Genomic DNA, 23,350 nt, shown 5'->3' with positions numbered 1-23,350 from the left:
AAAATTAAACATTTTTATGGTTATAAAAATAAAAATAAGTTTACATCTAAAATTTTGTGCATATAGTTCCGTTTTTCACCTAAATAAAATTCATAAACTTAACTTACCGCTTCTCCTTATTTAAACAGAGTTTAACATTTTTTGTTATATACTAAAATTAACTTTTTTATATTGCATTCTCAATTTTTAACACAAACATATACTTTTTTATGAAAAAACAACTTCGAATTCTTGGTCTTTTGATCTTGGTCTCCACACAATGGTTATATGCCCAGAAAATCGACCTTAATGCTAATTTGCCCATGGATCCTGCCGTAAAAAAAGGAACACTGAGCAACGGGATGACTTATTACATTAAAAAAAATGTAGAGCCTAAAAACCGAGCTCAACTACGATTAGTGGTAAAAGCGGGATCTATTTTAGAAGAAGACAACCAAAGGGGACTTGCTCACTTTTTAGAGCACATGCAGTTTAACGGAACTAAAAACTTCCCTAAAAACGAGCTTGTGAACTTCCTTGAAAAAAGCGGTATCAAGTTCGGGGCAGACTTAAATGCCTACACCAGTTTTGACGAAACGGTTTATATGCTTCCTGTACCTACGGATACATTAGCAAAACTAGAGAAATTTATGATGGTGCTTTCGGACTGGGCTAGCCAAGCTACCCTAGAGGGCTCTGAAATAGACAAAGAAAGAGGCGTAGTGTTAGAAGAAGCAAGACTACGAAAAGGTGCTCAAACACGTATGCAGGCTACTTTGCTGCCTGTCATATTCAGAGGATCAAAGTATGCTTCTCGCCTACCGATTGGTCTTGATTCTATCATTCAAAATGCTCCTTACGAAACTATCCGAAACTTCCACAAAGATTGGTACAGACCGGATCTTCAGTCAGTAATTGCAATAGGTGATTTTGACCCTGCAGTAATGGAAGCAATGATTCAAAAATATTTTGGAAGTATTCCAAAAGCTGAAAGTCCAAAATCTAGAATTATTTACGAAGTACCGCTTAAAGGGGGTACTGAGGCCGTTGTCATCACAGACAAAGAGCAGCCTTATAACATCATTCAGCTATATTATTTCCAACCGGAACAAAAAGAAATTACGGGTCAAAATCGTAGAGATAAGATTATTCGTTCGTTGTTTAATGACATGATTGGCCAAAGATTACAAGAGCAACTTCAAAAAGCGGATCCTCCGTTTGTATATGGTGCTAGTAACTACGGTTCTTTCCTTGGAAACTTAGATGCCCTTACGGTGTTGGCAGTAGCAAAAGGTGCTGACGTAGAAAAAGCCCTTATCGCGGTTTTGGATGAAAACGAGCGTGCTTCTAAGTTTGGATTTACCGATACTGAGCTACAAAGAGCTAAACTTTCTATAAAAACGGCTGCAGAAAAACAGTTTAACGAAAAAGATAAAACTGCATCTGAAAGATACGTAGATGAACTCGTAAGTTGCTTTTTAAATGATGTAGTGATGACCAACGAGGCGTTTGACCTTGAGTTTATCAATCAGTATTTAGATGGCATTAGCCTAGATGAAGTAAACCAGACGGTTAAAAAACTTATTACAAAGGAAAATAGAGTTTTGGCTTTGATGGGTTCTGAAAAAGACAAAGACAAACTTCCTGCTGCTGAAAACCTGAAAGCATTGTTGGATAACACAGGTTCTACCGTTACAGCTTATGTAGACGAAACCCTTGATGAGCCTTTGATACCTGTAATGCCTAAAGCTGGTAAAATAAAATCAACTAAAAAAGTAGACGCTGTAGGTGTTACTGAGATAGTTTTTGAGAACGGTGTAAAAGTAAACCTTAAGCCAACTGACTTTAAAAACGACGAAATTAAATTTAGAGCAAACAGCTGGGGTGGTCAGTCGCTATATGACAACGCATCGCTAATGAATGCCTCAGTGGCAAGTGCAGTAGCCGAAGTTAGTGGACTTGGTAACTACAAAGCCACTCAGTTAGGCAAGTTTATGTCTGGCAAAATTGCCCAAGTAAACGCCATAGTAGGTGGCAATTCTGAGGTAATTGTGGGTTCTTCTTCTGTAAAAGATTTCGAAACTGCTTTACAGATGATTTACAGTAGATTTACGAATAACAAGTTAGACGCTGACGCTGTAAAAGGTTTTATGACTAACCAAAAAGGTTTCCTTGAGAGCATGGAAAAAAGCTCTCCTCCAGAGAAAGTATACAGAGATACGCTACAAGCCGTAACTGCCAACTACAATTACAGAGGAATGCCGATGTCGTCTGAGAAATTTGGAACTGTGGACGCGGAGAAAGCATTGAAAATATTCAATGAAAGATTTAGCGATGCTTCAGATTTTGAGTTCACTTTTGTTGGAAACTTCGATGTGGAAACTATCAAGCCGTTATTGGCTACCTACTTGGGAGGTTTAAAAACTGCAAACAAAAAAGAGAAGTTTGTAGACAGAAACGTTAATCCACCAAGCGGACAAGTAACCAAAGTGGTTAAAAAAGGTACAGAAGATAAAGCAACAGTTACGCTTTTGGTGTCTGGAACTTACAAACCGTCTGACTTAGAGGAACTTAATATTCAGGCTCTTGGAGATATATTGAACATTAAGCTTACCGAAAAACTTAGAGAAGAAGAAGGCGGCGTATACTCGCCATATGTGAGAGGAAGTGCAAGCAGAGTACCTTCACCAAGATATCAGTTTAGAATTGGGTTTGGATGCTCTCCTGCAAACGTAGACAAACTGGTGGCTCTTACATTGGCCGAGATTGAGAAATTTAAGGCTAGCGGTGCTACACAGGTAGACATTGACAAGTTTGTGGCCAAGCAAAAGCTAGATTTCCAGTCTGACTTAAAAAGCAACGATTTCTGGTTAAATGAACTTGCTGATAAATATCAAAAAGGAGAAGATGTTAAGTCTATTTTGGAAGAAGGAAAACTTCTTGACAAACTTAGCATTCAGAGCACAAAAGAAACAGCTCAAAAATATATGTCTGGAAAGGATATGATAAAAGTGATTTTATTACCTGAGGATAAAAAGTAAAACCTGATTTTTAGAATATTGAAAAGCACTTTGGTCAAAAGCCGAAGTGCTTTTTTTGTACGGAGTAACTATATAAAAAAAGATTCTGAAGCGTTCCAAAGAGCTTTTAAAGTACCGTAAAATACTAATTCAAGTCCTACTTGCAGCAAGGATAGAGCCAATGTTTGAGCTCCTTTATGGGCTGCAATCGCAGACTATAAAGAGCGAGTGGCGAAAGCCTGGCCGCTGCCCAATAAATACTAAGGTTTATACATAAAAAAAGAGGTTGTCTTTAATTAAAAAAACAACCTCTTTTTTGCTTATTTAAAATTACTTCTTAGATTTTTTAAGTGCTTCTGAAACCGGTTTCCCGATGTTTCCGTTTGGCTCCAAAATCTTTAACAACTGTGCGATAGTAGGTGCGATGTCAGAAATGTAAGTGTTTTTTGTGGTTTCACCCTTTTTGATTCCCCAGCCGTATAAAAGTAGCGGTACATGTGTGTCATAAGCGTACATGGTGCCATGAGTAGTACCTTTGGTGTAGCCACTAAACCACGCTGGCTCTACCAAAACCATCAATTCTCCACTTCTTTTTGGGTTGTAAATCGTATTTAGTTTCTCTTTGTAATAAGTCGGTATTGAACCGAAATCTCCTTTCGAAATGTCTACAACCGTATAAATTCCGTCTTCTTTTTCTAAAACTTCTTTTACAGCTTCGAGTGCATCTGTAGTTGTCAGTTTTTTACTTTTCAGCGTTTTGTGGTTTAAATACAACTGATAGTTATCTGAAGCTTCGATGTATTTTCCTTCGCCAAACTTAGCTACTAGTGCCGCTTCGGCTTTTTTCTGCATATCTGAACCCGTAAATAAACCCGAGTTGATGTTATGCTTTCTTAAAAAAGAAGGAATCTCAGCAACTCCGTGGTCAGCACTAAGAAATACCGAATACGTGCCTTTGCCTAATGTGGCATCAAGGTGATTCAGAATTTCGGCAATATCGAGGTCAAATCTAATATAAACATCTTCGATTTCTTTTGATTGTGGTCCAAAAGCATGGCCTACATAGTCTGGCGTAGAAAAACTCACAGCCAAAAAGTCAGTATAAGCACCTCTACCTAAGTTTTCGGCATCAAATGCAGCAAGGGCAAATTTCTTTGTTAATTCGTTTCCATAATATGACGACGCAATGCTCGCCATGGTGATTTTGTGAGGAAAAACGGCCTTTGGCTCTCCCGAAATGGTCGCCTCATAAGGCTGGTCATCGGCTTCGGTTTCTACATAAGATTCAATAGGCCTAAGTGTTTCCCAACCTTTGGCTATGTAGGTTTCGGGTAGTTTTTGAGCATTAAACTTAGTTACCCAAGTTGGCAACTCTTTTTGGTAATAATCACTTGTAATCCAGTTTCCTGAGTAGGCATCATACCAATACGCCATACCAGTGTGCCCAGCCGGAAGTATAGATCCTCTGTCTTTGATTGCCACACCGATAACTTTGGAATTAAACTGAGAAGCTATGCGAAGCTGATCCGTTATGGTAGTAACTTTTAGGTTATTTGGCGACATTTTGCCGTTGTTTGGTCTACCGTCTCCCACGATATTTACAGTAGAGTCATCTACCACATAATGGTCTTTGTTTTCAACTTTGTCGTGCCACTCATTGCCCACTATACCGCTGATAGCTGGCGAAGAGCCCGTATATATATGTGCGTGACCCGGACCAGTGACAGTAGATGCGTAGTGATAATGATTGTTGCGACAGTTAAAGCCGTCGTTCATGAGCCTTTTGAGGCCGTTGTCTGAGTATTTATCATAAAATCTATACAAATAGTCGTATCTCATTTGGTCTACAACTATCCCTACCACTAACTTTGGTTTAGTGAGTTCTACTTTTTTCTTTTGAGCGAAAATGCTGGTGCTGGCCAACAGCAGCAATCCTAGAATTTTAATTTTCATATTTGAGAAGTATTAATTTCAACAAAAGTACCTTTAAAAAATAGAAAATTATAAACTTTTAGCGTAAAGCATTGTTATTAATTTGTTATAAATTTGACATATGGATATTTTAATCAGAGTAGGAATAGTAATCGTTACTTTTTTAATAATGGAGGGCACTGCATGGTTTACCCACAAATACATAATGCACGGTTTTGGCTGGAAATGGCACAAAGACCACCACAACCACCACAAAGGTTTTTTTGAAAAAAACGACTATTACGCCGTGGTGTTTAGTAGTATTGCCATTTTTACGATTATTTATGGTGACTTAAACCGTGAGTTTTGGTATTTGACCTATATTGGCATTGGTGTCAGTGCGTATGGCCTCTCCTATTTTGTGTTTCATGATTTGATAGTTCATAGAAGAATAAAATTTAAATATTCGGCTAAGTCGTCTTATATGAAACGTATCATGCATGCTCACTACATACACCACAAAGTACACTCTAAAGAAGGTGCTGAGGCGTTTGGCTTTTTGTATGCCCCCAAAAAATTTGAACCAAAGAAAAAAGATTGATTAAGGAATTTTGAGAAAGTATAGTACACATCAAATTTGATTATTTGGTGTGTTTTTTTTTGTTTATTATCCCAAGATATTTTTCTGATTTAAGGAAACCTAACTCAAAAAAGCAGATTAGCTAAATAGCGTTTTTTGAGTTTAATTATACTATTCCGTTATATTTTTTAATCAAACCAACTTATTTTTTCTGAAATAGAAATTGCACTCAAACTAGCAGGAGGCATTGGTTCTTTTAAACTTAAAAGTTCTAATTTTGCGACGTAATCAAAACCACGATATGTTTTCGCATATAACCAAAGATTTTTTAGGCAATGTAAAGAGCTATTCTATAGGAGTAGTTTTTATAGCATTGGGCACGATGATAGGCAGCTGGGCCACGTTTATTCCGTTTGTAAAACAGAGTTTTTCACTTGATGACGCCAAACTTGGCATTTTGCTGTTGAGTTTACCACTCGGTGCTCTGAGTATGAACCCTGTGGCCGCGGCCTTGGTTCGAAAACTTGGCATGCAAAAAGCCACTTTGAGTGGCTACATATTGGTTATTGTGGCATTTGGAGCACTTTTAAACATCAGTAACCTATGGCTTTTTGCATTTGGACTATACATCTGTGGCACCAGCATAGCGATTACAAACGTAGCCATGAACACCTGCGTAAATGCGATTGAACATAAGTTTCATATTAAAATAATGAGCACTTGCCACGGCATGTTTAGCTTAGGTTTGATGCTAGGCAGTATTGGCTCTAGTTTTTTTGGAGGTATGGGCGTAGTGCCGGGGTTTTATATGCTTGGTTTTTCGGCCATTATGGTGGCGGCTTTTTTCTTTATAAAAAACACCATTTTAACTATTGAAGACGAAGTGACGGAAACTTCGCCAGACATTAAAATGACGCGATTTGCTTTTCCGACGGGCAATTTTCTTTTGATGATTATTATCGGGGTTTGTATAAACATCACCGAAGGCTCCATGACAGACTGGACGGCCGTTTACATGCGAGACATCGTACATACCAATCGGATATTTGAAGGCTGGGGACTGGCTGGCTATTCGTTTTTTATGGCCATCGGCAGGTTCAGTGGCGACAAAATCATTCCTCGTTTTGGGCCGAATAATATCTTGATATATGGAGGCGGAATAGCCGTACTGGGACTTCTCATCGCTATTTTCTTGCCATATACGTTTACTTCTATTTTGGGATTTGCTTTGGTAGGTGCGGGCGTTTCTTGTGGTGCTCCTATACTTTACGCCAGTGCAGCTAGAGTACCAAACATGGCCAAAGGCTCAGGGTTGGCTTTGATGAATACATTCGCCATGGGCGGCTTTTTGTTTGGTCCGGTTTTGATTGGCTTTATTTCGGAATCGCTATCGTTGCCCATTGCTTTCGGCATAATATCAATACTTGCGGCCGTTTGGGTTTACAACTCCAAAAAAGTTATGCTTTTTTAGTATTAAGTTGCAAATAGGCGGTTTCGTAGCCTTCTTTGATAATTTTTTTAATATCATTCGAAGTAAAATCGGTAAGCTTAATATCAATTGAATAGTCAGGTCTTATGACCGTCAATTTTATTTTTTTATTCAGATAAAAGCCTCCTACACTTATCAGGTTTTCGTTATAGTTTTCTGCCCACTCTATATCGTTATTTTCAAGTTGGTTTACCGAAATGTCTTTGATACGGTCTATTAAAGACAAAAAACTTCTGTAGTTTATTGGTTTCATGTCTTTATGCTTAGGGTGAGTAGCAATGGCGTAAATCTCTGTGGCACCGTCTGCAATGGCCTGGCGGATGGGCACAACCTCACGCAAACCTCCATCTAAATACACGTTTTTGTGATCGCCCCCAATTGGAATACCCGGCATAATAATGGGTAAAGAACTTGACGCTCGTAGATAGTCAAGAAAGTGCTGCTCCAACGGGTCTGCGTAATGCATAACACCGGTGTTGATATTAACAGCCCCAACTTTTAATTTTACTGGGCTTCGCCTGAGAACCGTTAAGTTAAGGTATTTTCGGAGTTTTTCGTGTAAGGGATTGGTATCTAAAAGGCCATCAAAACGAGATAAAATGGTATCAATACCTAGCATCCATTTAGATTTTAGAATGCCAATGTCTTGAGGACGTGTGATGTTTTCTATCCAAAAACTGAGTAGTTTTTTATTTACGGTGTCCCAGTTTATGCTATTATTGGCAATCATTTGATTTCCTGCTTCGTTTGCCATGAAGGCGGAATTGAGAGCTCCTGCAGAAATTCCATAAATCATTTCGGGCTTAAAGCCCTTTTCTAAAACGGCTTGAATAGCCCCTACCTGCCATGCACCTTTTAACGAACCTCCACCAAGAACCAATGCTTTCATCTAATACGTTTTGTTTTATTCAAAAATAACAGAGTTTATCTAAAACTCGCCATTTTGAGCCACAAATCCCTCATTATTTCTTTAAAAACCCGATATTGAGGTGAATACCATCGACCAAAAGTTTAAATGGTGCTGGCGAGTTAGAAGAACCGAGGGTTTCTTGGGTGTAAGAGTTTAGGCCTTTTTCGTATCTGAGGTCAAAAAACATGTTTTTAAACTCAAAACCTAAGCCTACCATAAAGTTCATGATGGGCCTCGTAAAAAACTCGTGGTTTAGCTTACTTTCTTGAGTGTATTCTTTTAGGGCTGATTTCATTTCGCTATTCATTTTGTAAGCGAAGTTTACAGTTGGACCAAAAAAGAATCGGGCATCTCTAAACCTAATACCGACCAATATTGGAATATCGATGGCATTAATCTTTCCATTTACCCTTTTGTATAAACTGCCGTCATTGTTTAGAATATCAAACCTACCTGCTTTTTGCGAAAAACCGATTTCGGGTTGGGTATAAAATGAGCCTCTGACAAACCTAAAAACCAAACCTACATTATAGCCCGAATTGAAAGTTGCATTATTGATAAATCTATTTTTTACAACCTTCCCGTTTTCGTCTAGTACGGGCAATCCCGTAGAGCCTACTTTGTTAATAGTTTCTTCCTGAAGCGTATATCTACCTCTGCTAAGGCCGCCTCTTACGCCAATCGTAAATCTCCAAATGTCTCTTTTATACTCTTCAGCGTAGCTCAGCGTATCAAAAACACTCAAGTCGGGCTTTTCAAGTAGCATGGGTTCTGCTATACTTGTATCCGCCACCATCGATTTTCTGACACTGTCTGACTCAACAACTTGAGAGAATGCCATTTTGGATAAAAAAAGACTTATTAACAGTAGAGTTTTACGCATTTTTGAGAGATTTCTTTCAAACTTTTCCTGCAAAAACTGAGCCAAAGGTATCATTTTAATCAATTATCATTACGGTGATTCTACTTACACAAACTCGTTTTTGGTTTTCATCTGAAATCTGAATTTCCCACACGTGTGTGCGGCTACCAATGTGTATAGGAAGCACTTTCCCATACACCCATCCACTTTTTGAGGCCTTGAGGTGATTGGCGTTAATTTCTAATCCTACTGGTTTTTGAGTAGAATTTGGGTCCAATGACAAAAATGAAGCCAAACTACCCATAGATTCGGCTAAAACCACAGATGCTCCACCGTGTAATATGCCAAATGGTTGTCTCGTGCGGTGATCCACCGGCATTTTGGCCACCAAATAATCAGGCCCAATCTCAGTAAATTCTATTCCTAAATACTCCACCATATTACCTTTACCAATCTCATTGAGATTTTGTAGGGTCATTTCGCGTTTAAACATTTTTATATTCTTATTTTTGCCAAAATTTTTTAAAAAACAATCCCTCCTTTATCAAAGGTAAAACAAAGAAATGAGCAAAAAATTAATTTATCTAATAAGACACGGAGAAACTGAGTATAATAAATTAGGGATAGTACAAGGCAGCGGTGTGGATTCAGACTTAAATGAAACTGGCCAACAGCAAGCTTTTGAGTTTTTTAAGAAATATGCCGAAATTCCTTTTCAAAAAATATATACTTCGGCACTTAAACGAACACACCAAACGGTTGTTCATTTTCTAGAAAAAGGTATTCCGCACGAGCAACTTCCCGAACTAAACGAGATCAGCTGGGGCGAAAAAGAAGGTAGAATACCAAACTCGAAAGACGATGTACTCTACGCCGACTTACTTGAAAGTTGGGCAAAGGGCGAAACCCACCGAGCTGCCGAAGGCGGAGAAAGCCCTGAGCAAGTGGTAGAAAGACAAAAAGTAGGCTTAGAAAAAATACTTGCTAATGCTGAGGAAGACCTAATATTGGTGGCCATGCACGGCAGAGCTATGAGAATTTTGCTTTCGCATATTACCCAAAGTGAGCTTTCTACTATGGACCGATTTGCCCATACTAACACCTGCCTATACCTTTTAGAATATTCATACGAAACGCAATCATTCGAGATTTTGGTGAGCAATGACAGCAGCCACTTGGAGGTTAAATCAAACTTGATTGGTTAAATAAAAGCAAATGGCACTACCCCTAAATAGAGGTTTACCCAAACTGTATATATTCCTTTTAGCTTAGATTTTTTCCACAAATCATTTTATTTCTAATTTAAAGGAAATTTTAAAATAGCTTTGAAGAAAAAATATAGATGAACTTTAAGCAGTCGTATTGGATATTTCAGGTCTTGGGATGGACGTTTTATACGTTATCTCAGTTTATAGACTATCTGATGATATTCAATTTCGACTATCAGGAGCTTGAAGACCTAATTTTTAGCTCGCTTATAAACATTATGGTGGGTATCTCCCTGACCCATTTTTTTAGAATCATATTTAAAAATTATAACTGGATAAAACTCACCATACCGCAACTGATTATCAGAAGTGCATTGAGTGTTTTTATCATTACTTCCCTCCTAGCCGCAGTCAATATCACCCTTGATGAGACCCTGATAGACACAAGCAAACTTAATTGGTTAATCAAAGACCTCATTTATGTGGTCAATTTTAGTAAACCAGTGCTCATTTGGGTATTAATTTATATATTTTATGCCTATACCAACGAGCGAAGGAATGACGCAGTAGAGCGAATAAAACTACAGGCATCGATAGAAGCCTCGGAAGCCAAAATTTTGCGTGCTCAAATAAATCCACATTTTATGTTTAATGCCCTAAACAGCATTAGGGCTTTGATTTTGGAGGACCCATCTATTGCACAAAAAGGAATTACACAGCTATCAAACATTTTGAGAAGTGCCTTGGTGGCGGACAGAAAAACGACCATTTCGCTGAAAGAAGAGCTAAAAACCATAGAAGACTACCTCGAGCTTGAAAAAATACGCTACGAAGAGCGGCTGCAAATAAAGTGGCAAATAGAGCCCGCATCGCTTTCGGTACAGGTGCCACCTATGATGTTACAAACTTTGGTAGAAAACGCGATAAAACACGGTGTACAAAAAGCCAGCAGATGGGGTTTTGTGGAGATTTTCACACAGATTTCGGAAGGTTTTTTATGGATAAAAATCAGAAATACCGGAACCCTTAGAAACACCGAAAACACAAACGAAGACGGTGGTTTTGGCCTAACTAACACACAAAAAAGATTAAAAATATTATACCACAATAAAGCCATTTTCGATATATTTCAAGAAGACAGCCTGGTGGTTTGTGCCATTATTAAAATACCTATTATTTAAAAAATATGAATGCTATTATTGTTGACGACGAAAGACTAGCCCGAAATGAACTTAAGAGGCTATTGGAAGATTTTCCAAGAATTAATATTGTGGCAGAAGCTGCTAATGCAGACGAAGCCATTGAACTCATTGAGGAACACCAGCCCGACTTGCTATTTTTGGATATACAGATGCCAGGCAAAAACGGTTTCGAGCTTTTGGAGGTTTTAGAAGATCGCGTGCCCGAGGTAATTTTTACCACCGCCTACGACGAATACGCCCTAAAGGCTTTTGAATATAATGCTCTCGACTATCTCATGAAACCGATTGATTCTGCTAGGCTAGCGGAAGCGATTTTGAAAGTAGAAGAAGAGTTTAAGAAAGCTACGCAGGTGCAAACCAATGTGGCGAACCACAACTATCTAACCGAAAACGATCAGGTTTTTGTGAAAGACGGCGAAAAATGTTGGTTTGTAAAACTAGGAACTGTTAGACTTTTTGAGTCAATGGGTAACTACGTTAGGCTACATTTTGAAGACCAAAAACCCATGATTTTGAAGTCTTTGAATAGTTTGGAAGAAAGGCTTGACCCTAAAAACTATTTCAGAGCCAACAGAAAGCACATAATTAACCTGCAATGGGTAGAAAAAATAGAGCCTTGGTTTTCGGGTGGCCTATTGGTAACTCTCAAAAACGGAGAAAAAACAACTCAAATAGAAAAGATAGAAATCTCAAGACGCCAAGCCATTAAGTTCAAAGACTTGATGAGTTTGTGATAAAAGACGATAGTTAACTTATATAAAGGGCTCTCGATAATTTGCAAAACCGAGAGCCCTTTTTTATAGATTTTGGCTATTATTTATTTAGAAGATTTAGAGTAGCCCCATTCAATTCCAATCCGGTTTCTGGACCATTTTTAATTTCGATTTTCTCTGGAAAAAGCACTCTAATATTTAATGATGCCTTCCCTTTTATGTTTCCTTTTATAGCGTTTAAATACTGTATTTTTTTTAAGAAAAAATTACAAGATGAATTTTCATCTAAGTCAATATCTAAATTTTTCACATTCATTGATAAAAACTCAAACCCTCCATAACCATTTCCACGTAAGGTTAGATAATCCTGAGTTAAGTTTTCAATTTCTATAGAAACATTGTTTGATTCTATACTTTTCAAATCAGGGTTTGTTACAATAACCATTTTATCTAAGTTATCACCTTCGAAACCTCCTTTTGGAATATTTAAAAACTCAATATTTAAAGTGTCATTTTTAATTGAAACTCTAACTTTATCTTCCCAACTATTTGATATGTACACTTGACCTTTAGTATCATATTCAATATAAACCTTACCATACCCTCCACTTTTAGCATATGTCTTTATATATTTAAAAGGCTGATTATAAAGCTTTTTATAAGACAAATACTTCTCTTTCTTATCAGTTTTATCCCAATTGCTTTTTAAAGAAAATGCATTGATTATAAACAAAACCATTAAAATTAGCGGGATGCTAATTAGTATTTTAAAACTTCGTTTCATATTATTTAAAATTATTTCCAATGTAAGTTTTATACCTTTCATTTAATTCTTCAAAATCTATATTTAATAGGTGAATATTTCTGAAAAAATGAGGGAGCTCTACATTTATAAATTGTTCTTTTTTATATGCTATTATCTTCTCTAAGGCATCATCGTTAACGAAATACCCAATTCCTCTTTTCGTTGAAATAATCTCTATCTGTTGTAAGAAATCATAAGTTCTCTGCACAGTATTCGGATTAACTTCTAACTGAACAGCTAATTCCCGAATAGATGGAACTTTATCTCCAGCTGGTAATTCACCTAGAAGAATTTGTTCTAAAACATAGTCTCCTATTTGCAAATAAATAGTTTGTTTATCTTTAAAATCCATAGTAACTAAATTTCTTTTTCTTTAAATCTCAATAAAGCTACCAACCACAAAACAATAGGAATAACAGCCGCAAGAAGCCATTTAATCGTAAATGCCAAAAAAGCAGAATTTTTAACATAAATTGGATCTGATGACAAATTCACTATAGCATCAAAGCTTGGGAAATTTAATGTAACACTTGAACCGATTAGATAATCCGTTATATACTTGGTAGCGTATAAAATTGAAAAATATAAAAGCACAAAAATAAAGGCCGTTTTGAAATATGAAAGACTATTAAAAGTTAAGGAGCCTATCAAAAAAATACTAGTAGAATAAAATGACATTACGAAAAATAAAATCCCCACATTATAGTCTTTATAAAAACTCAGATACTTAATCTTTTCTTCAATTTGACTCAAACTGAAATCTTTACTCTGGAGTGCCAAATCTCTGTAATAATCTATAAATACGGTATCTAAAAACTTTAAAATCATTATGTGTATTGGCAAAAATATCAAATAACAAATAGTAAAAATCACCAACCAATTCTCAAACCGTGAAACAGGGACCATAATATTAGCTATTCTCTTATTCTTATCACTATAATCATTCATTAAAAAATTAACTAGTATAGTAGGACTTAAAACTAAAATAATAAAGAGACTAAAGATGCCAAGCTGAGTTGTTTGTTGATATATATTCCCATTTAGAAAATATATCATTACTTCTAAAAAAATAACTATGAAACTATACCCAAAAAGAAAAACACGATTTTCAAAAAGTATTTTTTTTAATAAGCTCATATAACGTTTAAAGCCAAATAATTCTTTCATATATTTTTGATTTATAGTTGTTTAGGAAAAATTTCATTGATTAAATGCGAGTTTTTCATAACTGCCCCAAAAAGATGTTCAATATTAACCTTGCTTTCTAAACCTTCTACATTTTTTACCACTCCCACTTTTCCATGAATCGTTTCCTCAGAAAACAGTACTTCATCATCCTGACTTTTTAAAATTTGAAAACTCAATTTTTGCCCGATATCTTCAACCGATGTATTTAAAACAATTTTATTGTCTTTTAAGATTATAACCTGATCTATTAAGCTTTCCATATCCTTTACTTGATGCGTAGAAATTATAAATAGCTTTTCATCACTAATATTTGCAGCTACTAATTTTCTAAACTTACTTTTTGATGGGATATCTAAGCCATTAGTAGGTTCATCCATTATCAATATTTTAGTATTACAAGCAAGCCCAAAAGCAATCATTACTTTTTTCTGTTGTCCCAATGAAATATTACTGAGTTTATCAGAAGTATCTATATCAAATTCTTTTAAAAAGTCATAAAATTGTTGCGAGTCAAAATCAGGATAAAAAGGTGAATTAAGTTTTAAAAATTGTGTGATGTTAATAGAAGGTAAGGCAAACTCTTCCGGTAAAAAATAAATGCTAGATAAAAAACTTGGCTTTCGATCCTTAGGAACATATCCTAAAACATTTATTTCGCCATATAGAGGAAATAACAGGCCAGATATATTATAAAGCAACGAAGATTTACCAGCCCCATTTTTACCTAAAAGTCCATAAACTTTTCCTGTCTGAAGTTCAAGATTGAGATTTTCGAATAATAACTTATCCTTTGAATACCTAAAAGTTAGATTACGTATGGAAATCATAGTGTATTAGTTTAATAGTACACTACAAATGTAATTTAAAATCTTATTGTTTTCCAAATTAATATACAAATATTTTTTCATCAGTAATAAACACAGAATATCACTGACAATTTGACATTCCATAAAATCAAAGAACATTCTAATTTGACCAAAAAAAATCCTTAATTTCGCAAAAACAAATCAACCTAAAATGAGTAATTATCTGTGGGGAATAGACCTAGGAGGTACTAAAATAGAATGTATTGTATTGGATAGAGCCACTGAGGAAACCATCGCTCGTAAAAGGATAGCGACTGAAGCAGACCAAGGATACCAACATATATTAGATAGAATAAAACTACTGATAGACAGCCTAATAGCTGAAACGAATATTAAGCCTACAGCCGTAGGTTTTAGCACACCGGGCACATTGGACCCTACCTTGCAAACCATGAAAAACTGCAACACAGTGTGCATGAATGGGCAACCCATGAAAAAAGACTTGGCTGAGCTTTTGGGCGTACGGGTAGAAATGGCAAACGATGCCAACTGCTTTGCTCTAGCTGAAGCTACACAAGGTGCTGCCAAAGGTATAAAGGGTGCCGAGGTGGTTTTTGGCGTGATAATGGGCACTGGCGTGGGTGGCGGCGTGGTAGTAAATGGCAAAGTATTGGGCGGTCACCACGGAATTGGAGGCGAATGGGGCCATATCGTGCTGGAAGAAGACGGAGAACCTTGTTATTGTGGCAAGAGTGGCTGCAACGAGAAAGTCTTTGCAGGTCCGGCTCTAGAACGATATTACGAGAAAATTAGCGGAAGCCATTTAGGACTAAAAGATATATATGAGCGTCATTTGGCGGGTACAGATACTTTTGCTACAGAAACAATCGAAAGACTTTTAACTTCTTTTGCAAAAGCCATTAGCTCTATCATAAATGTACTTGATCCTAATGTAATCGTATTGGGAGGCGGCGTGAGCAACATAGATTTGCTTTATACCGAAGGAGTAAAAAGAATAGAAAACTACATATTTAATAATAGAAAAGTAGAAACGATATTTTTAAAACCAAAACTTGGTGACAGTGCCGGTGTGTTTGGTGCAGCTGAATTAGTAAAATAACAATTAAATAAAATATAATGGCGACTTGGTTTCAATCGAAAATTAGATTTCAACAACAAGACGAAAAAGGAAATACGAAGACTATCAATCAGGCTTACCTGTTTGATGCGGTTTCATATACAGACGCAGAAGCGAGAGCATACAACTATTTTGCAGCAGAACTTCCAGAATTTCAGTTAATTGGTTTAACCAAAATGAAATTTAACGAAGTGTTTTTTATAGAAAATAATGCCGAAATATGGTTCAAATGTAAAGTTCAATATATAGTTTTTGATGAAAAAACACAGAATGAGAAAAAAGTGCCTTTCATGATGCTTTTAAACGCTCATGACATCAAAGAATGCTACGGTCTTTTGGTAGAAAAACTTGGACAGGTGCAGGACTATATCATCTCTGATATTAACGCTACTAAGATTTTGGATGTAATTCCTTACGAAGAACCGGATGCGGAACAAAAAGAAATTCCTTCTAACTTTAAACCTTTAAGTCAGGTTGTACCTCAAATACAAGAACCACTGGTGAGTTCAGAAGATGAATTTATGGAAGAAGTTGAAGAAGAAGAAATTGAGATAGCTGAAGAGGAAGCTTTAGCTGAAGAAACAGAAAGTGAGGATTTAGACGAAGAAAATGCTATAAACGCTCAAATAGAGGAGTAAAAGTATTGATTTCAATTATTAAAAAAAGGGACTTTATGTCCCTTTTTTTATGCCCAATGTTTTCTTAAAAAACTTAACCAATTGCCATGCATTATGCCTTCAATGTCTGATTGTGTATATCCTCTTTTTGTTAATATATCCGGTATTTTCTGCAAGTCTGCAATAGTTTCAATATCATACGGTCCTTGTTCTTTTCCAAAACCCCCGTCAAGGTCTGAACCAATACCTACGCATTGTGTATGCCCTGCCAGCTGACAAATGTGATCTAAATGATCCAACAGCTTTTCTAAGTTAACACTTAAGCCCTTTGGAGTTGAAATGCCTCTTTGCCAGTTTGGAACAATCATCCAAGCGTCGAAAGCCATTCCGATTACGGCATCACGTTTTAGCAAAGCCTTTATCATCTCGTCAGAAAGTTGCCTATTATGAGGTGTAATGGCCCTACATAAGTGGTGACTGGCCCACACCGAACCTTCAAATAAATCTAAAGCTTCCCAAAAACAAGTATCAGAAAGGTGTGTAACATCCAAAATGAAGTCATATTCAGACATTTTTTTAAGCAAAGCCTTTCCATTGGTAGAAAGCGGCCCATCAGAATCTGTACCAAAAGCATACGTGCCTGGACCATAATGTGCAGGACCAATGGCCCGTAAACCAGACTCGTAAGCCACATCTACGCAGTCAAGGCTGTAAAAAGAATCGGCTCCCTCTAAACTTAGTATATACCCAATCGGGTGTTTAGTATCTCCTTTATTTTCCCAAGAACTTAAGTGGCTTTCAAGAGAGTCTAAATCGTAAATTTGTGTGAGTTCTCCTTTATCTTCCATGGCGTTATACCACGCCAACTGACCTCTAGTTTGGGCCCAAGCTTGTTCAGGAGAATGCCAACCGGGCAACTTGTTGCTTTGATGCACATACCTCGCTATGAGTGTAGCCACGCACATTCCTACATTCCCTTTTCGCATTTCCTCAAAAGAAACTACGCCATTTCCTCGGTCAGGTTTGTCAGTTAATCCATTTTCACGATTACGTATTTCAGAAATAGATTGCGTGTAGTCTCGGTTCCATTCCAAGGCGTTCATGGAAAGGTCTAAGTGGGCGTCAAATATTAGCATGGTTTTATGTTTAGGTTTTCTTAATTGGCTGTAAAACATACAATTAAACAAAATTATACGAGACTTCCATACAATTGTAGCAATCAAAAATTAGCCACAAATAAAACACTATCCAAAATTTAGCTTAATAGGTTTAAAAGCTCCTTAAACCACGGATATAGGCAGTTCCGCCCAGGGCAGACATTTGTCGGGTGATCTTAGGAAACCTTCTTGAAACATAAGGACCAGGGTTACTAACCGACCATTTCTTAGGGCTTGGCAATACCGCCGCAAGTTTTGCAGCTTGCACTCGTGATATATTTTCGGCTGATTTACCGAAATAATGTTGCGATGCGGCTTCTACCCCAAAAATATGAGGCCCCATTTCGGCCACATTTACATAGACTTCAAGTATACGTTGCTTTCCCCAAATAACCTCAATCAGCACTGTAAAATACACTTCAAGGGCTTTTCTGACATAACTTCTGCCTTGCCAAAGAAATACGTTTTTAGCTACTTGCTGCGTAATGGTACTTGCTCCTCTTACTTTTTTGCCTTTCATGTTATTTTTGAAGGCATTTTGCATTGACTTAAAGTCAAACCCAAAGTGCTGTGGAAATAGCTGGTCTTCGGCTGCTACAGCGGCAAGGTGCATTTCTCGAGATACACGGTTATATGAACGCCAATTGTAGTGAATTTCAGAGTCCTCGCCCGAAGCCAAAGCACTTAATTTTTCGTTTACCATGGTGAGCGTAAACGGAATAGGCACAAACTTAAAAAATACCACTGACCCAATAGAAGCCACCATAAAATAAAATACCGCTTTAACAATAAACTTAACGACAGTACCTTTAAGTGATCTCTTTTTCCTTATTTTTGGTTTAGGTTTTCTGAAAGTATTGGCTTTGGCCATAATATCTATGTATTCTTTTTTTACAAATGTATGCAAATTGATTTATCGAATAAAAAAATAATTATAACAGGTGCCTCAAGTGGTATAGGAAAGGCAATTGCAAAATCATTAATGGCCTCAGGAGCCCAAGTGGCCATTCACTGTAATGCTAACACTGAAGCTGCCAACGAGCTTTTGATAGAAGGGAATAATTCCCAAGTTTTCAAAGCCAATTTAGGAAACCCTGAAGAAATCGAACCCTTTTTTACAGATGTGCTCCAGGCTTTTGGCAAAATAGACTTGATTGTTCACAATGCAGGCATTTTTGAGAAACACGCCTTAGATGACTCTAACTGGCTGGAAGTATGGCAAAAAAGCATGCGTGTAAACTTAGATGCTGTAGGTATTTTGACCCAACTGGGCATAAATCACTTTAAAGAAAACAAAGACGGCGGTCGAATGATATATGTAGCCTCAAGGGCTGCATTTAGAGGTGAAACCGAAGATTACTTGGCCTATGCTGCCTCTAAAGGAGGTGTGGTTTCGTTGGGCAGAACCGTTGCTCGGTCTTTTGGAAAATATAACATTAAGTCCTTTTTACTTGCACCAGGTTTTACTCAAACCCCAATGGCACAAAGCTTTATTGACGAACATGGCGAAGATGCAGTTCTATCTGAACTATCGTTAAAAACCTTAACACAGCCCGAAGACATTGCCCCAATTGTAAATCTTATTGCCGCAGGTTTAATGGATCATGCTACGGGCTCCACCATCGATTTTAATGCTGGAAGTTATGTCCATTAATACCTATTTCGCTTAAAAATATGAAAATAAAAGTTGCCTTAATACAAGACTCTCCTGTTTTCTTCGATAAAGAGAAAACCATAGAAAAGGTTGAAACTTTATGTTTAAAATATGCTCAGGAAGGCTGCAAACTCATCGTTTTCCCTGAATCATTTATACCGGGCTACCCAAGAGGTTTTAATTTTGGAGCGACATTGGGCAGACGAACAGACGGAGGTCGAGCACTCTACGCCAAATACTATGAAGAGAGCTTTGATTTGGAAAGTTCGGATTTAAAACGCTTAGAAAAATTAGCCCAAGAGCTAAACATTTATTTAGTAATTGGTATCACCGAAAAAAACAAAACCTCTGGAAGTCTATATTGCTCAATGCTTTATATATCGCCCAAAGCTGGATTTATGGGTGTGCACCGAAAAATAAAACCTACGGGCACGGAAAGGCTAATTTGGGCGGAATCAGACGGGACGGACTTAGTTAGCTTTGACACCGAAATAGGTAAACTAGGAGGCTTGATCTGTTGGGAAAACTATATGCCACTAGCTCGAATGGCCATGTATCAACAAGGTGTAGAGATTTACATTGCACCTACAGCAGACGCAAGAGAAAACTGGACTTCTACTATGAAACACATCGCTTTAGAAGGCCGCTGCTTTGTGTTAGGCTGTAACCAATACATGCAAAAATCGATGTATCCAGAAGAATATCAACATTTGGTCCATGACGAAATCGAGGACTTTTGCGAAGGTGGGAGTATCATAGTTTCGCCATTGGGGGAAGTTTTAGCTGGGCCGTTGTTTGGAAAGTCAGGAGCTGTAATAGCAGAAATAGATTTAAAAGATATTCTGAAAAGCAAACTTGATTTTGACCCAATTGGACATTATGCCCGAACTGACATATTTGAATTTAAGGTAAATAAACAACCTGACCAAAAAACAGAATAAACTAAAAAAGCTACCCTTGGGGTAGCTTTTTTAGTAATATGTCATCTTTCAATCAGATTTTATCCAACTGAACCTTCTAACGAAATTTCAAGTAATTTTTGAGCTTCTACCGCAAACTCCATAGGAAGTTGATTTAAAACTTCTTTTGCATATCCATTTACTATTAAAGCCACCGCCGATTCTGAGTCAATTCCTCGCTGGTTACAATAAAACAATTGATCTTCACCAATTTTCGAAGTCGTGGCCTCGTGCTCTACTGAAGCAGTTGAATTATGACATTCTATATAAGGGAACGTGTGTGCACCACAACGGTCTCCAAGTAGCATAGAGTCACACTGAGAGAAGTTACGGGCATTTTCAGCTCTTTTTGATATTTCTACCAATCCTCTGTATGAGTTTTGGCTTTTACCAGCCGAAATACCTTTCGATACAATCCTACTTTTGGTATTTTTACCTAAGTGAATCATTTTAGTACCTGTGTCTGCTTGTTGATAATTGTTAGTTACCGCTACCGAATAAAACTCCCCGATAGAATTATCTCCTTTCAATATCACCGAAGGGTATTTCCAAGTAATGGCAGAACCGGTTTCTACTTGTGTCCATGAAATTTTAGAATTATCACCAAAACATAAACCTCTTTTGGTTACAAAATTATAAACTCCACCTTTTCCTTCTTTATCTCCTGGGTACCAGTTTTGTACAGTTGAATATTTAACTTCCGCATTTTCGTGAGCAAAAATCTCTACTACTGCAGCGTGAAGCTGATTCTCGTCACGACTAGGTGCCGTACAACCTTCTAAATAACTTACGTATGAACCTTCGTCAGCCACAATAAGCGTACGCTCAAACTGACCTGTTCCTGCTGCATTTATTCTAAAATATGTTGACAATTCCATTGGACATCTTACGCCTTTTGGAATGTAACAAAACGATCCGTCAGAGAAAACAGCGGCATTAAGGGCCGAATAAAAGTTATCTTTTACTGGAACAACTGAACCTAAATATTTTTTGATTAATTCCGGATGCTCTTTGATAGCCTCAGAAATAGACATAAAAATGATGCCCATCTCTCCTAGTTTTGCTCTAAAAGTTGTAGCCACAGAAACCGAGTCAATAACTGCATCAACCGCTACGCCAGTTAGTCGCTCTTGCTCTTTCAAAGAAATACCTAAACGCTCAAAAGTCTTCCTTAATTCAGGGTCGACTTCGTCTAAGCTACCGATTGTAACTTTTTGTTTGGGAGCTGAATAATATTTAATGGCCTGGAAATCAGGCTTAGTGTATTTCACATTTGGCCAAGTAGGCTCAGTTAACTTAAGCCACTCTCTGTAGGCATCCAGTCTCAAGTTCAACATCCATTCAGGTTCGTTTTTCTTTGCAGAAATAAACCTTACGATATCTTCACTAAGACCTGGAGGAGCTTCGTCAGCCTCAATGTCCGTGTAAAAACCGTACTTATATTCTGATGTAGTTAATTCTTCTAGTAAATCTAAATCCTTGCTCATAAAAATTTCTCTATTGAGTATTTATTTATAACACCGTTTATTCTAAATATGTTCGGCTTGCTTAGAATAATTCCAAACTAATTAAATATTGATTATTGGGCAGTAAAAGTAATGGTAGCAACATAATTATTTCCATTATATTTCACAAGAGTTTCTCCTGTAAACTGCTTCTCGTCAATGGTTTTAATAATAAAGACTGGGTTATCTATCACGTAATCTAAAAAAATGAATTTATTAATCGATATTTTCAAAGGCGACTCTTCTAGAGACCAAGTAGACTTTACGATCACACTCGGGTCTGTCATGTTGCATTTAACCGCCCCTTCTGACAGCTCATAGGTTTTATCTGCAAACAAAGTCAAAATATTATCTGTAACACATGGCGGCTGATTTGAAACCAAGTTTACTGTTAAGCCGCTATACAATACAGTTCCGTCTGTAACTTTCCATTTTTTTGAACTCGTGCCAGCCAATAATTCCACGTTTGTTTTAGGAGTAACGTCTGTGCTAGATGATTTACATCCCGCCAAAAGGCCAAGGAACACAAATACGAATAAGATTTTCTTCATTTTTTTGCAAGTTTTAGTATGACAGCAGCCGCTTTGTCAGAAGCTCCTTTTTCTCCAATAGTTGATTTTAAAACACTATAATCAGTTAACTGTTTTTCTCTTAAATTATTTCCAGGAAGCAGTTTATTAAGTTCAAATTCAACTTTTTCTAAATTATAATCTCCCTGAATTAACTCTTTTACTATTTCTTTTTCTCCAATTAAATTAACCAAAGATATATACGGAATATTGACAACGCTTTTGGCTATCCAATATGAGAAAACACTGGTTTTGTAAACTACCACCTGCGGAACCGCCATCAGTGCGGTTTCCAACGTAGCTGTGCCTGAGGTAACTATTGCCGCAGTAGCGTTTTTTAACAAATCGTACGTTTGGTCTTTTACCACTTTTAAGTTTTCAAAAGCATACAACTCATTTGGCAAAGAACTCACCCCGGCTACCACCCAATCAAACTCCTTTTTGGTTTCGGCCAAAGTTTGCATAAGGCCCAACATATTTTTAACTTCTTGGCTCCTACTCCCTGGAAGCAAGGCTATTATAGGCTTTTTACCTAAATTTTGATCTTTCAAAAAATCAGGATTGGCTTCAAAACCAGACATTTGGTCTAACAATGGATTGCCAACATACGTGGTTGATATTCCAAAATTTCCAAAAAACGCCTTTTCAAATGGAAAAATAACCAACAGCTCGTCGATGTATTTTTTAATGGTATAGACCCTGTTTTTTTGCCATGCCCAAGCTTTTGGAGCAATATAAAAAGCGGTTTTTAGATTTTGACTTTTGGCCCACTTAGCTACCTTAAGATTAAACCCCGCATAGTCTACAAATACGAGAACATCTGGCTGAAAATCGGTGATTTGAACTTTTATTTCTTTCAAAAAACCTAAGATTGTTGGGAGGTTTTTGATAACCTCCCAAAATCCCATAAAAGCTAATTCTCTATAATTTTTTAATATTTTGGCTCCCGCGGCTTCCATTGCTTCTCCGCCCCAGCCTACTATTTCGGCATCACTGTCTTGACTCAAAATACTCTTTACGAGATTTGCAGCGTGCATATCTCCTGATTTTTCGCCAGATACAATAAAATACCTCATAG

At 37.1% G+C, this 23,350-nt stretch carries 23 protein-coding genes; 10 read left to right on the top strand and 13 right to left on the bottom strand.

Annotated features, from left to right (window positions below; genetic code table 11):
• The first annotated feature begins 209 nt into the window (after positions 1–209).
• Positions 210–3,020, top strand: coding sequence for a M16 family metallopeptidase (locus ACFOOI_RS20435; protein WP_379839950.1), 2,811 nt, complete (start codon positions 210–212; stop codon positions 3,018–3,020).
• Positions 3,021–3,329: 309 nt separating this feature from the next.
• Here ACFOOI_RS20435 and pafA read toward each other — a convergent pair whose 3' ends face one another.
• Positions 3,330–4,952, bottom strand: a complete 1,623-nt coding sequence (gene pafA / locus ACFOOI_RS20430; protein ID WP_379839949.1) for an alkaline phosphatase PafA — start codon at positions 4,950–4,952, stop codon at positions 3,330–3,332.
• Positions 4,953–5,052: 100 nt separating this feature from the next.
• Between pafA and ACFOOI_RS20425 the strand changes: the two genes are divergently transcribed.
• Entirely contained in the window at positions 5,053–5,511 is a 459-nt protein-coding gene (locus tag ACFOOI_RS20425) for a beta-carotene hydroxylase (protein ID WP_379839948.1), read from the top strand.
• Positions 5,512–5,791: 280 nt separating this feature from the next.
• Positions 5,792–6,961 carry an MFS transporter gene (locus ACFOOI_RS20420; RefSeq protein WP_379839947.1) on the top strand — a complete coding sequence of 390 codons (1,170 nt, stop codon included), beginning with the start codon at positions 5,792–5,794 and terminating at the stop codon, positions 6,959–6,961.
• Here ACFOOI_RS20420 and ACFOOI_RS20415 read toward each other — a convergent pair.
• The 3 genes from ACFOOI_RS20415 to ACFOOI_RS20405 all read right to left on the bottom strand — a co-directional run bounded on the left by ACFOOI_RS20415 (position 6,948) and on the right by ACFOOI_RS20405 (position 9,244).
• Entirely contained in the window at positions 6,948–7,868 is a 921-nt protein-coding gene (locus ACFOOI_RS20415; RefSeq protein WP_379839946.1) for a patatin-like phospholipase family protein, read from the bottom strand. The two genes, ACFOOI_RS20420 and ACFOOI_RS20415, sit on opposite strands and share 14 nt — an antisense overlap.
• A gap of 73 nt (positions 7,869–7,941) precedes the next feature.
• Complete coding sequence (locus ACFOOI_RS20410) at positions 7,942–8,772, bottom strand: porin family protein (protein WP_379839945.1); 831 nt, start codon at positions 8,770–8,772, stop codon at positions 7,942–7,944.
• Positions 8,773–8,827: 55 nt separating this feature from the next.
• Positions 8,828–9,244: a hotdog fold thioesterase gene (locus ACFOOI_RS20405; protein WP_379839944.1), complete on the bottom strand. Its 417-nt coding sequence runs from the start codon at positions 9,242–9,244 to the stop codon at positions 8,828–8,830.
• Positions 9,245–9,314: 70 nt separating this feature from the next.
• On the opposite strand from ACFOOI_RS20405, the gene ACFOOI_RS20400 reads away from it, so the two are divergent.
• The 3 genes from ACFOOI_RS20400 to ACFOOI_RS20390 all read left to right on the top strand — a co-directional run bounded on the left by ACFOOI_RS20400 (position 9,315) and on the right by ACFOOI_RS20390 (position 11,895).
• Positions 9,315–9,956 (top strand): histidine phosphatase family protein, encoded by a 642-nt coding sequence (locus ACFOOI_RS20400; RefSeq protein WP_379839943.1) that lies wholly within the window; start codon positions 9,315–9,317, stop codon positions 9,954–9,956.
• A 137-nt stretch (positions 9,957–10,093) separates the two neighbouring features.
• On the top strand, positions 10,094–11,140 hold the full coding sequence (locus tag ACFOOI_RS20395; RefSeq protein ID WP_379839942.1) for a sensor histidine kinase: 1,047 nt from the start codon (positions 10,094–10,096) through the stop codon (positions 11,138–11,140).
• A 5-nt stretch (positions 11,141–11,145) separates the two neighbouring features.
• Complete coding sequence (locus tag ACFOOI_RS20390; protein WP_379839941.1) at positions 11,146–11,895, top strand: LytR/AlgR family response regulator transcription factor; 750 nt, start codon at positions 11,146–11,148, stop codon at positions 11,893–11,895.
• Positions 11,896–11,974: 79 nt separating this feature from the next.
• Here ACFOOI_RS20390 and ACFOOI_RS20385 read toward each other — a convergent pair whose 3' ends face one another.
• From ACFOOI_RS20385 to ACFOOI_RS20370, 4 genes are read right to left on the bottom strand one after another with little or no spacing between them, the layout of a single operon-like run.
• On the bottom strand, positions 11,975–12,658 hold the full coding sequence (locus tag ACFOOI_RS20385; protein ID WP_379839940.1) for a GIN domain-containing protein: 684 nt from the start codon (positions 12,656–12,658) through the stop codon (positions 11,975–11,977).
• Position 12,659: 1 nt separating this feature from the next.
• The gene (locus tag ACFOOI_RS20380) at positions 12,660–13,031 is read right to left on the bottom strand and encodes a GntR family transcriptional regulator (protein WP_379839939.1); all 372 of its coding nucleotides are present in this window, start codon (positions 13,029–13,031) and stop codon (positions 12,660–12,662) included.
• A 5-nt stretch (positions 13,032–13,036) separates the two neighbouring features.
• A complete protein-coding gene (locus ACFOOI_RS20375; protein WP_379839938.1) occupies positions 13,037–13,846 on the bottom strand; it encodes a hypothetical protein in 810 nt (269 codons plus the stop codon).
• A gap of 11 nt (positions 13,847–13,857) precedes the next feature.
• Positions 13,858–14,694, bottom strand: a complete 837-nt coding sequence (locus ACFOOI_RS20370) for an ATP-binding cassette domain-containing protein (RefSeq protein WP_379839937.1) — start codon at positions 14,692–14,694, stop codon at positions 13,858–13,860.
• Between the two features lie 190 nt (positions 14,695–14,884).
• Here ACFOOI_RS20370 and ACFOOI_RS20365 point away from each other — a divergent pair, with 190 nt between their 5' ends.
• Both ACFOOI_RS20365 and ACFOOI_RS20360 read left to right on the top strand, forming a co-directional pair.
• Positions 14,885–15,793: an ROK family protein gene (locus ACFOOI_RS20365; protein WP_379839936.1), complete on the top strand. Its 909-nt coding sequence runs from the start codon at positions 14,885–14,887 to the stop codon at positions 15,791–15,793.
• Between the two features lie 17 nt (positions 15,794–15,810).
• On the top strand, positions 15,811–16,449 hold the full coding sequence (locus tag ACFOOI_RS20360) for a DUF4494 domain-containing protein (RefSeq protein WP_379839935.1): 639 nt from the start codon (positions 15,811–15,813) through the stop codon (positions 16,447–16,449).
• A gap of 47 nt (positions 16,450–16,496) precedes the next feature.
• On the opposite strand, the gene ACFOOI_RS20355 is transcribed toward ACFOOI_RS20360, so the two are convergent.
• Together ACFOOI_RS20355 and mtgA are read right to left on the bottom strand one after the other, a co-directional pair.
• Entirely contained in the window at positions 16,497–17,564 is a 1,068-nt protein-coding gene (locus tag ACFOOI_RS20355) for a dipeptidase (protein ID WP_379839934.1), read from the bottom strand.
• Between the two features lie 133 nt (positions 17,565–17,697).
• Positions 17,698–18,492 carry a monofunctional biosynthetic peptidoglycan transglycosylase gene (gene mtgA / locus ACFOOI_RS20350; protein ID WP_379839933.1) on the bottom strand — a complete coding sequence of 265 codons (795 nt, stop codon included), beginning with the start codon at positions 18,490–18,492 and terminating at the stop codon, positions 17,698–17,700.
• On the opposite strand from mtgA, the gene ACFOOI_RS20345 reads away from it, so the two are divergent.
• Together ACFOOI_RS20345 and ACFOOI_RS20340 are read left to right on the top strand one after the other, a co-directional pair.
• A complete protein-coding gene (locus ACFOOI_RS20345; RefSeq protein WP_379839932.1) occupies positions 18,487–19,239 on the top strand; it encodes an SDR family NAD(P)-dependent oxidoreductase in 753 nt (250 codons plus the stop codon). The two genes, mtgA and ACFOOI_RS20345, sit on opposite strands and share 6 nt — an antisense overlap.
• 20 nt (positions 19,240–19,259) lie before the next feature.
• Positions 19,260–20,180 (top strand): carbon-nitrogen hydrolase family protein, encoded by a 921-nt coding sequence (locus ACFOOI_RS20340; RefSeq protein ID WP_379839931.1) that lies wholly within the window; start codon positions 19,260–19,262, stop codon positions 20,178–20,180.
• A 59-nt stretch (positions 20,181–20,239) separates the two neighbouring features.
• On the opposite strand, the gene sufB is transcribed toward ACFOOI_RS20340, so the two are convergent.
• The 3 genes from sufB to lpxB form a co-directional block, all read right to left on the bottom strand.
• Positions 20,240–21,685 carry a Fe-S cluster assembly protein SufB gene (gene sufB, locus ACFOOI_RS20335; RefSeq protein WP_379839930.1) on the bottom strand — a complete coding sequence of 482 codons (1,446 nt, stop codon included), beginning with the start codon at positions 21,683–21,685 and terminating at the stop codon, positions 20,240–20,242.
• A 92-nt stretch (positions 21,686–21,777) separates the two neighbouring features.
• Positions 21,778–22,254, bottom strand: a complete 477-nt coding sequence (locus ACFOOI_RS20330; RefSeq protein WP_379839929.1) for a hypothetical protein — start codon at positions 22,252–22,254, stop codon at positions 21,778–21,780.
• A complete protein-coding gene (gene lpxB, locus ACFOOI_RS20325; RefSeq protein WP_379839928.1) occupies positions 22,251–23,348 on the bottom strand; it encodes a lipid-A-disaccharide synthase in 1,098 nt (365 codons plus the stop codon). Before lpxB ends, ACFOOI_RS20330 begins: the two co-directional genes overlap by 4 nt.
• Between the last annotated feature and the right edge of the window lie 2 nt (positions 23,349–23,350).

This window comes from Lacihabitans lacunae, from assembly GCF_042649125.1.
GTDB classification, from domain to species: domain Bacteria; phylum Bacteroidota; class Bacteroidia; order Cytophagales; family Spirosomataceae; genus Leadbetterella; species Leadbetterella lacunae.
The sequence above is the reverse complement of the archived record's forward strand: the minus strand, read 5'-3'. Positions and strand labels throughout refer to the sequence as shown.

Bases quoted from the DNA above. Each gene is read 5' to 3' on its own strand.
- ACFOOI_RS20435 (WP_379839950.1), top strand. From the start codon at position 210: ATGAAAAAACAACTTCGAATTCTTGGTCTTTTGATCTTGGTCTCCACA.
- pafA (WP_379839949.1), bottom strand. From the start codon at position 4,952: ATGAAAATTAAAATTCTAGGATTGCTGCTGTTGGCCAGCACCAGCATT.
- ACFOOI_RS20425 (WP_379839948.1), top strand. From the start codon at position 5,053: ATGGATATTTTAATCAGAGTAGGAATAGTAATCGTTACTTTTTTAATA.
- ACFOOI_RS20420 (WP_379839947.1), top strand. From the start codon at position 5,792: ATGTTTTCGCATATAACCAAAGATTTTTTAGGCAATGTAAAGAGCTAT.
- ACFOOI_RS20415 (WP_379839946.1), bottom strand. From the start codon at position 7,868: ATGAAAGCATTGGTTCTTGGTGGAGGTTCGTTAAAAGGTGCATGGCAG.
- ACFOOI_RS20410 (WP_379839945.1), bottom strand. From the start codon at position 8,772: ATGCGTAAAACTCTACTGTTAATAAGTCTTTTTTTATCCAAAATGGCA.
- ACFOOI_RS20405 (WP_379839944.1), bottom strand. From the start codon at position 9,244: ATGTTTAAACGCGAAATGACCCTACAAAATCTCAATGAGATTGGTAAA.
- ACFOOI_RS20400 (WP_379839943.1), top strand. From the start codon at position 9,315: ATGAGCAAAAAATTAATTTATCTAATAAGACACGGAGAAACTGAGTAT.
- ACFOOI_RS20395 (WP_379839942.1), top strand. From the start codon at position 10,094: ATGAACTTTAAGCAGTCGTATTGGATATTTCAGGTCTTGGGATGGACG.
- ACFOOI_RS20390 (WP_379839941.1), top strand. From the start codon at position 11,146: ATGAATGCTATTATTGTTGACGACGAAAGACTAGCCCGAAATGAACTT.
- ACFOOI_RS20385 (WP_379839940.1), bottom strand. From the start codon at position 12,658: ATGAAACGAAGTTTTAAAATACTAATTAGCATCCCGCTAATTTTAATG.
- ACFOOI_RS20380 (WP_379839939.1), bottom strand. From the start codon at position 13,031: ATGGATTTTAAAGATAAACAAACTATTTATTTGCAAATAGGAGACTAT.
- ACFOOI_RS20375 (WP_379839938.1), bottom strand. From the start codon at position 13,846: ATGAAAGAATTATTTGGCTTTAAACGTTATATGAGCTTATTAAAAAAA.
- ACFOOI_RS20370 (WP_379839937.1), bottom strand. From the start codon at position 14,694: ATGATTTCCATACGTAATCTAACTTTTAGGTATTCAAAGGATAAGTTA.
- ACFOOI_RS20365 (WP_379839936.1), top strand. From the start codon at position 14,885: ATGAGTAATTATCTGTGGGGAATAGACCTAGGAGGTACTAAAATAGAA.
- ACFOOI_RS20360 (WP_379839935.1), top strand. From the start codon at position 15,811: ATGGCGACTTGGTTTCAATCGAAAATTAGATTTCAACAACAAGACGAA.
- ACFOOI_RS20355 (WP_379839934.1), bottom strand. From the start codon at position 17,564: ATGCTAATATTTGACGCCCACTTAGACCTTTCCATGAACGCCTTGGAA.
- ACFOOI_RS20345 (WP_379839932.1), top strand. From the start codon at position 18,487: ATGCAAATTGATTTATCGAATAAAAAAATAATTATAACAGGTGCCTCA.
- ACFOOI_RS20340 (WP_379839931.1), top strand. From the start codon at position 19,260: ATGAAAATAAAAGTTGCCTTAATACAAGACTCTCCTGTTTTCTTCGAT.
- sufB (WP_379839930.1), bottom strand. From the start codon at position 21,685: ATGAGCAAGGATTTAGATTTACTAGAAGAATTAACTACATCAGAATAT.
- ACFOOI_RS20330 (WP_379839929.1), bottom strand. From the start codon at position 22,254: ATGAAGAAAATCTTATTCGTATTTGTGTTCCTTGGCCTTTTGGCGGGA.
- lpxB (WP_379839928.1), bottom strand. From the start codon at position 23,348: ATGAGGTATTTTATTGTATCTGGCGAAAAATCAGGAGATATGCACGCT.